At 66.7% G+C, this 12,869-nt stretch carries 15 protein-coding genes; 10 read left to right on the top strand and 5 right to left on the bottom strand.

What is annotated here, in order from left to right:
* Positions 1-7: 7 nt before the first annotated feature.
* The gene (locus tag HZZ13_RS11065) at positions 8-196 is read left to right on the top strand and encodes a hypothetical protein (RefSeq protein ID WP_197959636.1); all 189 of its coding nucleotides are present in this window, start codon (positions 8-10) and stop codon (positions 194-196) included.
* Positions 197-218: 22 nt separating this feature from the next.
* On the opposite strand, the gene HZZ13_RS11070 is transcribed toward HZZ13_RS11065, so the two are convergent.
* A complete protein-coding gene (locus HZZ13_RS11070; protein WP_197959637.1) occupies positions 219-476 on the bottom strand; it encodes a hypothetical protein in 258 nt (85 codons plus the stop codon).
* Positions 477-761: 285 nt separating this feature from the next.
* Between HZZ13_RS11070 and HZZ13_RS11075 the strand changes: the two genes are divergently transcribed.
* Positions 762-1,136 carry a hypothetical protein gene (locus HZZ13_RS11075; protein WP_197959638.1) on the top strand — a complete coding sequence of 125 codons (375 nt, stop codon included), beginning with the start codon at positions 762-764 and terminating at the stop codon, positions 1,134-1,136.
* A 4-nt stretch (positions 1,137-1,140) separates the two neighbouring features.
* Here HZZ13_RS11075 and HZZ13_RS11080 read toward each other — a convergent pair whose 3' ends face one another.
* Together HZZ13_RS11080 and HZZ13_RS11085 are read right to left on the bottom strand one after the other, a co-directional pair.
* Positions 1,141-2,478: a polysaccharide deacetylase family protein gene (locus HZZ13_RS11080; protein WP_197959639.1), complete on the bottom strand. Its 1,338-nt coding sequence runs from the start codon at positions 2,476-2,478 to the stop codon at positions 1,141-1,143.
* A gap of 157 nt (positions 2,479-2,635) precedes the next feature.
* The gene (locus HZZ13_RS11085; protein WP_197959640.1) at positions 2,636-3,463 is read right to left on the bottom strand and encodes a polysaccharide deacetylase family protein; all 828 of its coding nucleotides are present in this window, start codon (positions 3,461-3,463) and stop codon (positions 2,636-2,638) included.
* A gap of 83 nt (positions 3,464-3,546) precedes the next feature.
* On the opposite strand from HZZ13_RS11085, the gene mgtE reads away from it, so the two are divergent.
* From mgtE to tolA, 4 genes are all read left to right on the top strand, one after another.
* The gene (gene mgtE, locus HZZ13_RS11090; protein WP_197959641.1) at positions 3,547-4,968 is read left to right on the top strand and encodes a magnesium transporter; all 1,422 of its coding nucleotides are present in this window, start codon (positions 3,547-3,549) and stop codon (positions 4,966-4,968) included.
* Positions 4,969-5,362: 394 nt separating this feature from the next.
* The gene (locus HZZ13_RS11095; RefSeq protein WP_197959642.1) at positions 5,363-5,680 is read left to right on the top strand and encodes a helix-turn-helix domain-containing protein; all 318 of its coding nucleotides are present in this window, start codon (positions 5,363-5,365) and stop codon (positions 5,678-5,680) included.
* A gap of 121 nt (positions 5,681-5,801) precedes the next feature.
* Positions 5,802-6,620, top strand: a complete 819-nt coding sequence (locus HZZ13_RS11100) for an aldo/keto reductase (RefSeq protein WP_197959643.1) — start codon at positions 5,802-5,804, stop codon at positions 6,618-6,620.
* 49 nt (positions 6,621-6,669) lie between these two features.
* Positions 6,670-7,512, top strand: a complete 843-nt coding sequence (tolA, locus tag HZZ13_RS11105) for a cell envelope integrity protein TolA (protein WP_197959644.1) — start codon at positions 6,670-6,672, stop codon at positions 7,510-7,512.
* A 787-nt stretch (positions 7,513-8,299) separates the two neighbouring features.
* Here the strand turns inward: tolA and HZZ13_RS11110 are convergent.
* Positions 8,300-9,013, bottom strand: a complete 714-nt coding sequence (locus tag HZZ13_RS11110; RefSeq protein WP_197959645.1) for a DUF599 domain-containing protein — start codon at positions 9,011-9,013, stop codon at positions 8,300-8,302.
* Positions 9,014-9,137: 124 nt separating this feature from the next.
* On the opposite strand from HZZ13_RS11110, the gene HZZ13_RS11115 reads away from it, so the two are divergent.
* From HZZ13_RS11115 to HZZ13_RS11130, 4 genes are all read left to right on the top strand, one after another.
* Positions 9,138-9,800 (top strand): glutathione S-transferase family protein, encoded by a 663-nt coding sequence (locus tag HZZ13_RS11115; RefSeq protein ID WP_197959646.1) that lies wholly within the window; start codon positions 9,138-9,140, stop codon positions 9,798-9,800.
* Between the two features lie 306 nt (positions 9,801-10,106).
* Positions 10,107-10,310, top strand: a complete 204-nt coding sequence (locus tag HZZ13_RS11120) for a hypothetical protein (RefSeq protein WP_085969273.1) — start codon at positions 10,107-10,109, stop codon at positions 10,308-10,310.
* 157 nt (positions 10,311-10,467) lie between these two features.
* Positions 10,468-11,469, top strand: a complete 1,002-nt coding sequence (locus HZZ13_RS11125; RefSeq protein ID WP_197959647.1) for a hypothetical protein — start codon at positions 10,468-10,470, stop codon at positions 11,467-11,469.
* Between the two features lie 42 nt (positions 11,470-11,511).
* Positions 11,512-11,952 (top strand): DUF1489 family protein, encoded by a 441-nt coding sequence (locus HZZ13_RS11130; protein WP_197959648.1) that lies wholly within the window; start codon positions 11,512-11,514, stop codon positions 11,950-11,952.
* Here HZZ13_RS11130 and panC read toward each other — a convergent pair.
* Entirely contained in the window at positions 11,949-12,800 is an 852-nt protein-coding gene (panC, locus tag HZZ13_RS11135) for a pantoate--beta-alanine ligase (RefSeq protein WP_197959649.1), read from the bottom strand. The two genes, HZZ13_RS11130 and panC, sit on opposite strands and share 4 nt — an antisense overlap.
* Positions 12,801-12,869: the final 69 nt, after the last annotated feature.

The following is a 12,869-nucleotide window of genomic DNA, read 5'->3' on the forward strand; positions in this document are numbered from 1 at the left end:
AGAGCCCATGCTGGAAGAGAAGCTCAAGGAAGCGATCGTCGGCGAGTTGCAGCGTCAGGCCGCCGACCGGCCGCAATCGCTGAAGGTCCAGGGCGCAGGCGACGCGACGGACTCGGAGGAGCTGACCGTCAACGGCAAGATCGACCTCGGCGCGCTGGTCATGGTGATCGCGGGATCGGTCGCCGGCGGGCCTTGAGCTCGATCCTCGACCCGCGGCCTCAGCCATACTCCTCGCCGATGCCGTATTCCCGGTAGATCTCCAGCGGGTCGAGCTCGGGAAACAGGCGGCATTTGGCCTGGGCGAGGTGCAGGCTCACCGCCGCCGGCTCTTTGCCGTTGGCGAGCAGCTTGCGGATGTCCTCCATATGCGCGCTCGGCTGGTGCTTCGGCTCGAGCTGCTCCAGCGCGACCAGGGCGGTCGCGAGTGCCTCGGTCATGACCCAGTCGTCGTGGCCCGTGATTCCCTTCTTCGACATCGGAAGAACCCCAGATCTGGCGGCGGCGCAGTTTACCGCGCCTTCGACCAAATCGCCATTGAGCCGTTGCGGGCACCCTGCGCGGGCAGGGCCAAGGGGCCATGCTCCGGCTTGCCTTATGGCCACGTGAGGCTAAAAGGCGGCAAGTTGCGGGGGCGGCAGTATCTTTATTGAAACAAACTTGGCGTAGACGGGCCGCATCCCGGCTCGCCGTTCGGCCTGGGTCCCGATCCCGCTACTTTCGCAACACCATAGGGTTGCGCCCCCCTCAAGGTTCGAGCCAGCATGGTCTTTCTCAGTTTCGTCTACCGCTTCCTGACTAATTTCGCCTTCATGGCGGTGGTCTATTTCAGCCTGAACTTCATGGAGAAGTATCCGAACCGGGCGATCCTGGCGATCCTGGTGCTGGTCTATGCCGCCATGCGCGCGGCCTCGACGCTGCGGGCGTTCTACTTCTTCCAGAAGATCGAGAGGCTGGAAGCCGAGACCAAGCGCCTTCAGGCTCCGATCAACGACGGTTCGGGGGGCACCACCGCGCGCAAGCAGGTGATCGCCGACGTCGCGCGGCTGCGCCGCGACGGCGAGCTCAAGTCCTACATGGACCTGTTCTTCCTGGCGCTGATCGTGCTGCTCTGCGTCGCCGCCATCATGCGGCAATAGCAGCCTAGGCGCGCTTTTTCAGGCTGGCGACGCGGGTCGGACGGGGCGCCATGCCCTTGGAGGCCGCGCCGTTGGCCGCGGTGCTCTTCGCTGCGCTGCTCTTGGGTACGATGTCGACGGGCTGCGCGGCATGATCCGCCGCCGGCGCCACCTGGGCGGTTCGCCGCCCCTGCAGCTTGGCCGTCTTGCCTTTCGCGGCTCTGCCCTGCGCTGCCTTGTCCTTGGCCGGATGCGGCCTCTCGGCCGCCATGGCGAGCCGGGTCGCGGCGCGCCGCGATGAGGTCGTCGACATCAGCACCTCGACCGAGCCTTCCGGAATCGCGAACAGATCGCGGCCCGGCACGGGCAGGGTGGATGCGAGGTCCATCTGGCCCTTGCTCCGGCGCGGCAGCAGCGACTGATGCTCGACCTGCACATTGAGGTCTGCGAGCGCGGGCGCTGGCAGCGTCTTGGTCTGCGTGAACACGAATTGCGGCACGCGCGGCCAGCGCGCGATCGGCGTCGTCTCGGATGGCGGATGCAGCAGCCATTCGACCTGCGTGGTCGGCGTCGCCGGCCGCTCGGGGGTGGCGGGCACCACATGCACAATGCGATAGCCGCGCGCCTTGAGCTCGCGGATGATCTTGGGCAGCGCCGCCACCGTGCGGGCCTGAATGTCGTGCAGCAGCAGGATGCCCTTGCCCTTGGCCTCCAGGCGCTGGATCGCGAGCTGGTAGACGCGGTCTGACGAGACGTGCCGCCAATCATCTGCCGGGAAGTCGGCGCTCCAGACCTGGATGCCGCGTGAGATCAGATGGCTCTCGACGCCCTCGGCGCGCATCAGCCCGGGAATGCGGAAGAACGGGGCGAGCTGCGACGGATCGGTCATCGCGGCCGCGGTCCATTCGATGCCGCCATTGATCTCCGCCTCGGCCTTCTCGATCGGCATCCGGTCGAAGGTCAGCGGATGGTCCATGCTGTGCGTGCCGACGGTGTGGCCGGCCGCGACCAGCTTGCGCACGCCGTCCGGATTGGCCTTGGCCTGGTTGCCGACGATGAAGAACGTCGCCTTGATGCATTCGTCGGCGAGGATCTTGAGCACCTGGTTGGAATATTTCGGGATCGGGCCGTCGTCGAAGGTCAGGACCACCTCATGGTCCTTCAGCGGCAGCGTCTCGCGGTACTGCATGGTGCCGATCAGCGGATGCTCGCGCGGATCGACCACGAGGGTGCGGGAGGTGCCGAGGGCGTCGGGGCGGCCCGGACAGTCGGCCGCAAGCGCGGCCGGCGAACCGGCGGTGAGCATTCCCAGACACAGGACGATCCACGATCGCGTCCGCAAAACAACGCTACTTCCGATCATGAACCTCGTCTGCCCCCATGCAATTGGCGCTTAGATAGGTCGGAGATGGCTCAAAACGGTTCAGCCGTAGCCGCCCTCATCTTTGCACGCCGTAGCATGAACAGAGTGTTAATTGGCTGCAAATCACCCCATTTTGCCCGGGCGTGACATTCCGGCATCAGCGCGTATCGGCGTTCCTCTGTGATGTGCCCGTCGGTACGATGTGGACAACCCGATAGCCGTTCTCCCTCAGATACCGCAGAAACGCCGGCATCATGGCGGCCGTGCGCGCCTTGTTGTCGTGGAAGAGGATGATGCCCTTGCCGCTCGCAGCGAGGCGCTCGGTGACGAGCTTCAACTGCTGCTCCGGCGTCATCTCCTCCCAGTCGCTGGCCCATAAATCGGCCCCGAACACAACGATGCCGCGCGACTGCAGCAGGTCGAGCTCTGCCTGGGTCGACTCGAAATAGGGAAAGCGGAAGAACGGGGTCGAAGGTGTCGTCGTCGAGGTTCCGTGCAGCGCCATTTCGTCTGCGGCAATGCCCCGGTCGACATCGGCAATGGCCTTCTCGAACGGAATATGCCCCATGAACGGATGCGAGAAGGAGTGATGGCCGACGGTGTGGCCCTCCCGGGCGATGCGCTTGACCATGTCCGGATGCTCGGAGGCGTGCTGGCCGATCAGGAAGAAGGTCGCGCGCACGCATTCCTGTTCCAGCGCCGCCAGCACCTTCGACGTCGTCGGCGGGTGCGGCCCGTCGTCGAAGGTCAGCACGACCTCGCGATCGGCCAGCGGCAGCGTCTGCGGAAAGCTCTTCAGGCCGACGCGCGGATAGGTCTTGGGATCGACGCTGAGGACGCGCGAGGTGCCGAGCGCGTCCTTGCGCGGGCACTCGGCGGCCTCCGTCTCGGCGGTGCCGATGACGGTCGCGGCACTGCCGATGACGGTTGCGGCGAGCGCGCCCGCCATGGTCGAGGTCCACCTCAGTCCCAGCATCTTTGTCATTGCGCTCGGCTTTGCCTTGTGGGTATTGCCTGAACCATCAGCTCACACCACCCGTTCCAACCTGTCAAACGGCGAGGCGCGCCATGGATGAACATCTGGACGTTGCCCCATTCGCTGCGGATTCGGTACTCGACCACGTGCCGATGCGCAATGAAGACGGTGAAATCAGGCACGAATTCGTCGAGGAAGTCGCGCGTGCGATCGAGGCCGGGGACAGCGCGGCGCTGCGTGCCTGCGTCGCGGAGCTGCACGAGGCCGACCTCGGCGATCTGATCGGTGCCCTCGAGCCCGACGACCGCGTCCGCCTGGTCGAGCTCACCGGCCGTGATTTCGACTTCTCGGCGCTGAACGAGGTCGATGAGACGGTGCGCGAGGAGATCCTCGAGGAGCTGCCGCCGGAGACGGTCGCCGAGGGCGTCCGCGAGCTCGAATCCGACGATGCGGTCGAGCTCCTGGAAACGCTCGGCGCCGAGGAGCAGGAAGAGATCCTGGAGAAGCTGCCGCTCAAGGAGCGCGTCGCGCTCGAGCGCAGCCTGCTGTATCCGGAAAACTCCGCCGGGCGCCGCATGCAGACCGAGTTCATCGCCGTGCCCCAGGATTTCACCGTCGGCCAGGCGATCGACTACATGCGCGAGACGCCGGATCTGCCCGACCGCTTCTACGAGATCTACGTCGTCGACAAGGACCAGCACTGGCAGGGTGCGGTGCCGCTCGACGTGCTCCTGCGCACGCGCCGGCCGGTGGCCTTGACCGAACTCACCGACGAGGACCGCCGCCGCGTCTCCGTCCTGGAGGACCAGGAAGAGGTGGCGCGCATGTTCGGCAAGTACAATCTCGTCGCCGCGCCCGTGCTCGACACCCAGGACCGCCTCGTCGGCGTCATCACCGTCGACGATGTCGTCGACGTCATCGAGGAGGAGGCGGACGAGGACCTCAAGGCGCTCGGCGGCGTCACCAGCGACGAAGAGCTGTCGGATACGTTCCTCACCATCGCCCGCGGCCGCTTCAACTGGCTGCTGGTGAACCTCGCTACCGCGTTCCTGGCGTCCTCCGTGCTCGGCCTGTTCGAGGGCCAGCTGGAGAAGATGGTCGCGCTCGCGGTGCTGGCGCCGATCGTGGCGAGCCAGGGCGGCAATGCCGCGACCCAGACCATGACGGTAGCGGTGCGGGCGCTGGCGACGCGCGAGCTCGGCTCCTCCAACGCCTGGCGCGTGGTGATGCGCGAGGCCCTGGTCGGCCTCGTCAACGGCCTCGCCTTCGCCGTGATCACCGGCATCGCGGCGGTGGCCTGGTTCAAGATCCCGGGCCTCGGCATCGTCATCGGGCTCGCCATCATCTGCAACCTCGTCGCCGGCGCGCTCGGCGGCATCCTGATCCCGATGGCGCTGGAGCGCGTGCGGGCCGACCCGGCGGTAGCCTCCGGCACCTTCGTGACAACCGTGACTGACGTCGTCGGCTTCTTCTCCTTCCTCGGGATTGCGACGCTCTGGTTCGGGTTGAAGTAGGGAGCGTCCTTGCTCTCGTGTCCCGGGCGCGCTGCAACGCTCTTGGCGTTGCTGCGCAGAACCGGGACCCAGCAAGCGGCACGGTATGCTGCGGCTAGATGGGCCCCGGCTCAGCAGCGCACCACGCCGCAAACGCGGCGCGCTGCGCTGCGTCCGGGGCACGAGTGGATGTTGGATTAGCCGAGGTCTCATACACCTCGTGTCCCGGACAAGCTGCAACGCCTTTGGCGTTGCGGCGCAGAGCCGGGACCCAGAGCGGCAGGGCACGTCGCGGCGATATGGGCCCCGGCTCAGCAGCGCACCACGCCGCAAACGCGGCGCGCGTCCGGGGCACGTCCATCATTTTTAATCCGGCTTTAAGCGACCTGCCGCATCATCGGCTCTGCTTGGGGGAATGGGCATGCGGTTGCGGCTGAAGGCGGACGGACGGATCGTCGAATTGCGGGATGGCCAGGAGTTTCCGGTCCAGCCGCTTGCGGTTCAGCCGACGGCCCATGCGGCGCCGGCTGACACCGGCCCGCTCGCGGTGCGCGATCTGCGCCGGCGCGCCCGCCTGACCCAGATGGAGTTCGCAGCCAGGCTCGGCGTTCCCGTCGAGACCATCCGCAACTGGGAGCAGGGCAAGCGCGCCCCGCGCGGCCCGGCCCGCGCACTGCTCGCAGTGATCGCGCATGCTCCGGACACGGTATTCCAGGCGCTCGCCAAGGCCTGAGTACAACCTTCCGTTAGGCTTGCGTCCAATATCCGGCCTGACTGCTGCGGCTTCCGTTGGCAGCATCATCGACCGGGTCCATAATGACTTCCGGGGCTGCCGCAACGGAAGAGGATTCCTCATGCTGTTCGTCGAGGCCAATGGCGCAAGGATTCCGGCGATCGGTCTCGGCACCTGGGAGCTGAGCGGAAGGCTGGCCGCGCGCGTGGTCGAGCAAGCGCTACGTTTCGGTTATCGCCATATCGACACCGCGCAGGTCTACGACAATGAGCGCGAGGTCGGGGACGGTTTGCGCGCCTCCGGCGTGCGCCGCGACGACGTCTTCCTCACCACCAAGGTCTGGACCAACCATTTCGCGCCCCATGATCTCGAGCGCTCCGTCAAGGAGAGCCTCGCACGCCTGCGGCTTCCCTCGGTCGATCTGTTGCTGCTGCACTGGCCCAATCCTCATGTGCCGCTCGCGGAGACGCTGGGCGCGCTGTCGCATGCGAAGACGATGGGCCTGACCCGTCACATCGGCGTCTCCAATTTCACCGTGGCGCTGATCGAGCAGGCGGTCGCGCTGTCGGCGGAGCCGCTGGTCTGCAACCAGGTCGAGTATCATCCCTATCTCGACCAGGCGAAGGTGAGGGCGGCCTGCGACCAGCATGGCCTTGCCCTCGTCGCCTACAGCCCGATCGCCAAGGGCCGCATCAAGTCTGACCAGACGCTGGCCGAGATCGGTCGCGTCCACCGCAAGACGCCGGCGCAGGTCTGCCTGCGCTGGCTGGTGCAGCAGAATGTCGCCGCGATCCCGCGCACCTCGCGCATCGAGCGCCTGTCGGAAAACATCGAGATCTTCGATTTCGAGCTGTCGAAAGACGAAATGAGCCGGATCGCCGCGCTCGCCAATCCGAAGGGCCGCCTGACCGACTTTGGCTTCGCCCCGAAATGGGATTGAGAGGGACCCGGGGTATGCTAGGACCGCGGCGGCAACCCAAGATCGGGCGATGGAACTGCGGAAGATCATACGGACGGATATTGCCGCCTCGGCAATCGCCCATCTGACGCTGGTGGCGCTGATCATCGTGATCAGCGAGGTCCGTCCGTTTCACAGCCAGCCGCCCGAGACTGTCACGGTCGATATCGTCACGCCGGAGCAGGTGAAGGAGGAAGCCAAGGCCGGGGAGAAGGAAGAGACGAAGCCGCCGGAGCCGCTCCCCGATCTGAAGCTGCCGAAGCCGGATGCCACCGACAAGACGGAGGCCTCGGAGCCAGCGGCCAAGCCGCAGGCGCCAGCACCATCGCCATCCCAGCAGGCCTCGCCCGAGCCGCAGCAGAAGCAGCCGCAACCCTCGCAGGCCTCGAAGCAACGCGAGGCCAACGCGCAACCGCCGGCGCAGACCACGCCGCAGCCGGCCTATCAGGCGCCGCAGCCGGACGTCACCATCAAGTACGGTGTCATGCTGGGTCTGCCGCCCGAATTGCCGGTCGAGCCCAAAGGCGCCAAGGACGACGGCGGCGATGCCAACGCTTCAATCGCTGCGAAGCTTCCGCCCGAGGTTATCGCGGAGCTTCGCCGTCATTTGCGCACCTGCGCCAAGCTGCCGGCCGGCGTCGCGCCGACCGACAACGTTCATGTCAAGCTGCGCACCGTGTTCGCCACCGACGGCACGCTGGCGCGTGAGCCCATCCTGATCGAGGCGCCGCCGTCCGCCAAGGGTGTGGCCATCGTCAAGTCCGCAACGAGCGCGCTGCAGAGCTGCCAGCCCTACAAGATGCTGCCGGCCAATCTGTACGGCGAGTGGAAGGTGCTGGACCTGCCGTTCAGCCCGCGGGATTTCGGCGGCTAACGCCCCCAGCCAGCTCTCGTGCCTGTGTCGCGGCCGTGTCAAGTCGTCATTGCGAAAACATTCCGCTTTACCGAAATTCGGAAATATCGTATGTGTCGCCCATCCCGGCTCAATCTCGAGGGGCGATCATGCGGTCGTCATTGTCGCGAGCCGGGCTTGCGGTGGACGCGGCAGCGTCGTGTACGAGAGCTGAGGGCAGGGCGGATTGCTCTCCGTGAGCCCGAAGGCTTCGTACGGACGAGCGGCGCTGTCAGGTTCGTCGCGCCGGCATTTCGATGGCAACGTGCACAACGCCGTCGAACCCTGCGGCGCCAACGAACCGCGCGTACGGCAAAACCGTGTGGTCCTGACCGTCGTTGCTACGGTCAAGCTCTGGCGAATGCGGCGCTCGCGTCAACCGGCGCGGGGCCGGTGACTTTCGCGGAGTGAGGGAGGCCAAAACGAACTCGGCTCCCGGGAGAGCGCGGCATAAGCCGTCCGACCATCGCGCAGGGAAGGCCGTGTGTTGGGCTTCACCTGTATGCTGCTGTGCGGTTCTTCCTGCGTGTGCTTCTTCGCGCAGCGGACCGCGGGTGCCGCCGGCACCCGGCCTTCCCTGCGCCCTCTTGGCTCAAGAGGGCGGATTGACCAAGCAAAACTCGGGCGAATTGCGCCGCGAGACTGCGAAGGCATGTCTGCGAGCGCACGCCACGCTTCGCTCTCGTGCCCCGGACGCGGTGCAGCGCTTCCCTGGCGATGTGAAGCATCGTCCAGCAAGCGGTGCGCTGCAGAGCTGGGACACGATAGATCAGTGACCAAGCTTCCGCGCCTCTCCGCCATCCACCTCCGGCGCCATTGCGGCCCAGGCACTGGACGCGAACTGCCGTCGCCAGGTCACGACCACGACCGCTGCCGTGGTCACGAACAGCACCCAGGGGCTGACGAACCAGCCGAGATAACCGAGCGCGAAGAAGAAGGCGCGCTGGCCGCGGTTGAAATGGCGGCCAGCGGATTCGAACAGGCGTGTGGTGCGGATGACATGGGCTTCGGCCTCGGCCGTGTCGCGCTGGGAGGCCGGCGGCATGCCGCCGAACAGGATCGCGACGTAGTTGAACAGGCGGTAGGCCCAGGCGAACTTGAAGAAGGCGTAGACGCAGATCAGCACTAGGCCGACGCATTTCAGCTCCCACATTGCCGGCGAAGTGCTGAGGTCGACCGGCAGCTTGCTCAGGATCGTGATGGCATCGTTGGTGGCATGCAGCAGCGCCAGCGCGCCGCCGAGCGCGAACAGGCTGGTGGAGGCGAAGAAGGCGGTGCCGTTCTGAAGCGAGGCCATGATCTGCATGTCGACCATGCGCGTGTCGCGGTCGAGCAGCTGGCGCACCCAGACCTCGCGGTAGCGGTTCATGCGCGCCGACAGGCTGTCGCGGCCATAGGCCGAGTGCTCCAGCGTCAGCGCATAGACCAGCCACTCGATGATGAAGAAGCCGACGGCGGTGATGTCGACCCAATGCCTGCTCATGTCGGTGTCCTCGCAAGGATTGCAACGATTGCCACGCATGACGGGACGCAGCAACGATTGATTGGCGGCAGGCGATGGCGCTAAAAGCGGCTGCAACCGCAGGACTCAAACGAAGGACAGTGACATGGCTGCGCTGAAACTCGCGATCGGCAACAAGAACTACTCGTCATGGTCGATGCGGCCCTGGCTCGCGCTCCGCGCCAACGACATCCCGTTCGTGGAGACGCTGATCCCGCTCTACACCGACGATCCCGCCGACAAGGAGCAGATCCTGTCCTTCAGCCGCGCCGGCAAGGTGCCCGTGCTGGTCGACGGCGACATCACGGTGTGGGATTCGCTCGCCATCATCGAATATATCGCCGAGCGCTACCCGGAGAAGAAGCTGTGGCCCGACGATGTCGCGGCGCGCGCGCATGCCCGCTCGGTGTGCGCCGAGATGCATTCCGGATTCGTGCCGCTGCGCAACGAATGCGGCATGAACCTGCATCGGCCGATCCGCCCCGTGGCGCTGTCGGCGGACGCCAAGGCCAACGTCGCGCGCATCGAGGAGATCTGGCGCGAGTGCCGTACCCGCTATGGCGCGAAGGGGCCGTTCCTGTTCGGCCGCTTCGGTGCCGCGGACGCCATGTACGCCCCGGTCGTGCACCGCTTCCGCACCTATGCGATCGAGGTGGCGCCGGACACCATGGCCTACATGGAGACGATGATGGCGCTGCCGGCGTTCCAGGAATGGACGCGCGACGGGCTGGCCGAAACGCTGGTCATTGCCAAGTTCGAGGACGCCTGATCGGAAGGACTGACGGCAGCGGCCGGCCGCGCGCCCGGCCAGCGGCCCCCGGGGCCCGCGATGGGGGGCCGTGAGATCGGGGGAGCTGCGACACCACCTGCGACCGGCGCGGGCGAATGAGCCCCTCCGCCGGTATCATCGGCCCGCCGGCTGTCCCCCTATCGCTCTGAAATGGCTGCAAAATTCGAGCGCATGCCATGCCGGCATGGCGCTGGCCAAAACGGCGCGACGCGTGCTATACAGCGGCCCGGGTTTCCGGCCGGCCATCGCAGTGGGACACTGGGCGAGGCCGGCGCTGTTTGAGTGATGGAGAGGGTGTTGAAGCACAAATTCCCCGTGGGAACGCGCGTCCTGTTCACGGCCAGCAATGTCGCGCGTCCGGCCGCGAGCGGCGCGTATGAGGTCATCCGTCTGCTTCCGACCGAAGGCGACGACTGCCAGTACCGGATCAAAAGCTCGACCGAAGCCTTCGAGCGCGTTGCCAAGGAAAGCCAGCTCGCGCTCTCCTGAACGCTGACGCCGTCAGCGCATAGGTGCCTCCCGGGAATTGTGTTCTGCCGCCGTCAAAAGGCCCGCTTCACCCTCACAACGTGAGTGGTGGGGCAGTTGCCGACTCGCGGTGCTCGCTTGACCATCCGCTCTTTGCTCGCGTGAGGGGACGTCGCGCATGAACTGGGCATGGGCCACTTCGCTCGACCAAATCTGGCGTTCGCCGGCCTTCCCGATGTGGATGACGCTGGCGGCTGCCGGATTCTTCGGGCTTATCCTGCTGATCGCGCTGTTGCGCGCCGACAGATCGGTCGCGAACGGGGCGCTGACCGTCATTACCCTGCTATCCATCGCGATCGCCGGCGCAGCCACGATGCGTCTCTATGCACCGGACGCGCCGTCCGCTCCGGCCGAGGCGCGCGCGCAAGCTGTGGTGAGCGCGAGCCTGCCTGCGCTGTCCTGTCTCGACGATCTCGCCGGCGATGTCGTCGCCGCCGGCTGCGAGAAGGCGCTGTTCGGCGCGCCTGATGCTGCGGCTGCGGCGGTCTCCTCCACGGCCGTCAGGATCGACCGGCTGACCGCGCTCGGAGATGTCGCCACGGCGGAGAAGAGCCTGACCTTGGACATGAAGGTGCTGCGCAAATCGCTCGAGCGCGATCGCTACGGCCTCGTTGCGCATGTGCTGGTGGCACGCGACGGCTGCACGCAGTTCGATTGCGCCGCGTTCCGCTCGCTGACCGACCAGCAGCAGGTCGCGGCCAACATGGACTCCCATCTCTACGAGACGCTGGTCGCGCGCTATGCGCCGACCTGGAACGCACCCGCAGCAGCGCCGGCGATGCCGGCGAACGCCGCGCTCGCCGGATTGCCGCCGTCGTTGCCGACGGGCAGGCCGACCAATGCCGAGTTCCCGAGCGCGTCCTCGACACCGCCGGTAAGCATCATGAATCCGGAGCCGTCCACGGCGGCGACGCGCCAGGCGGCGCCGGCCGCAAATGCGGCGGCGGCACCGCGTGCGCCGGCCGCGGCCTCCGCACAGGCCGCAGCGCCGCCGGCATCAAGCCCGCCGGCTGCGAAGAAGCCGCCGGCCCAAAAGGCTGCGCGTGCGCCTGTGGCGCCGGTTCCGCTCGCGCCGCCGCCGGCCTCGACCGCTGCTCCCGCGCCTGCGGATAACGAGTAGATCGGCATTCCAAATGCGCCGCTGCCCGGCTAATGCTTGGGCATGCCACTCCATCTGATCAAGCTCGCCGTCGGCTGCGACTCCGTCAAGGAATTGAAGGAGTGGGTGGCCGAACGGATGCAGACCGCCAAGAAGAAGGGTCTGCCGCAACATCACATCCACATCACCCGCATGGTGCCCAAGCGCGATGCCGAGATCCTCGCCGGCGGTTCGCTCTACTGGGTGATCAAGGGCGAGATCGCCGCGCGCGAAAAGATCATCGGCATCGAGCCGTTCCGCGACAAGGACGGCATCGGGCGCTGCCGCATCGTGATGCAGCCGAAGGTGATCTCGGTCTCGCCGCGGCCGATGCGACCGTTCCAGGGCTGGCGCTATCTGACCGACGATTCCGCGCCGGCCGATCTCGGCAAGTCTGCGGCCGGCTCGATTGCGGCAATGCCGGAGCCGATGCGGCGCGAGCTGCGTGACCTCGGGCTACTCTAAACCGCGATATTGTCGATCAGCCTGACGGTGCCGAGCTTGGCGGCGACCAGGATCCGCAAGCGGCCGTCCTTGCGCGATGTGACCGGTGCCAACGTCTCGGCGTGGCGCAGCTCGAAATAGTCGAGGGCAAAGCCGGCGGCCTTGATCATCTCGGCGCCCCCCGCCATCGCCGGCGCGATCGCATCGCCCGCACGGATGCGCCCGGCGCTCTCTTTCATGGCGCGGTAGAGGACGGGGGCGGTCTGGCGCTCCTCGGGCGAGAGGTAGACGTTGCGCGAGGACATCGCGAGTCCGTCGCGCTCGCGCACGGTGCGGGAGCCGATCACGTTGACGCCGAGGTCGAGGTCGCGCGCCATCTGCGTCACCACCCGCAATTGCTGGAAATCCTTTTCGCCGAAGATTGCGACATCCGGCCGGCACTGCGTGAACAGCTTGCCGACGACCGTGGCGACGCCGCCGAAGAAGTGCGGGCGGAAGCGGTCCTCGAGGCCGGCGAGCGCCGGCCCCTCCGGCACGATGCGGGTGGCAAAGCCATCCGGATACATGGCCGCGACGCCCGGGTGCCAGACGATATCGACGTCCTCGGCCGCGAGCTTGGCGATGTCGGCCCTCCAGGTGCGCGGATAGGCACCGAAATCCTCGGTCGGGGCGAACTGGGTCGGGTTGACGAAGATCGACACCACGACGCGGCTGGCGCGCCGCTTGGCGAGGCGAACCAGCGACACATGCCCGTCATGGAGCGCCCCCATGGTCGGGACCAGCGCGATCGTGGCCTTTCGCTTGCGGAGATTGTCGACGGCGCGTCGCAGGGCGGGGACCGTGCGGGCGATCAATGGGCTTGCTGACATCGGGACTCGACGATTGGAAAGCAGCGCAGGTGCGGGCGTCGCGCCCGGCCGGCTAACCTTAACAAGCGG

The sequence above is a fragment of the Bradyrhizobium agreste genome (assembly GCF_016031625.1).
Classification (GTDB): Bacteria; Pseudomonadota; Alphaproteobacteria; order Rhizobiales; family Xanthobacteraceae; genus Bradyrhizobium; species Bradyrhizobium agreste.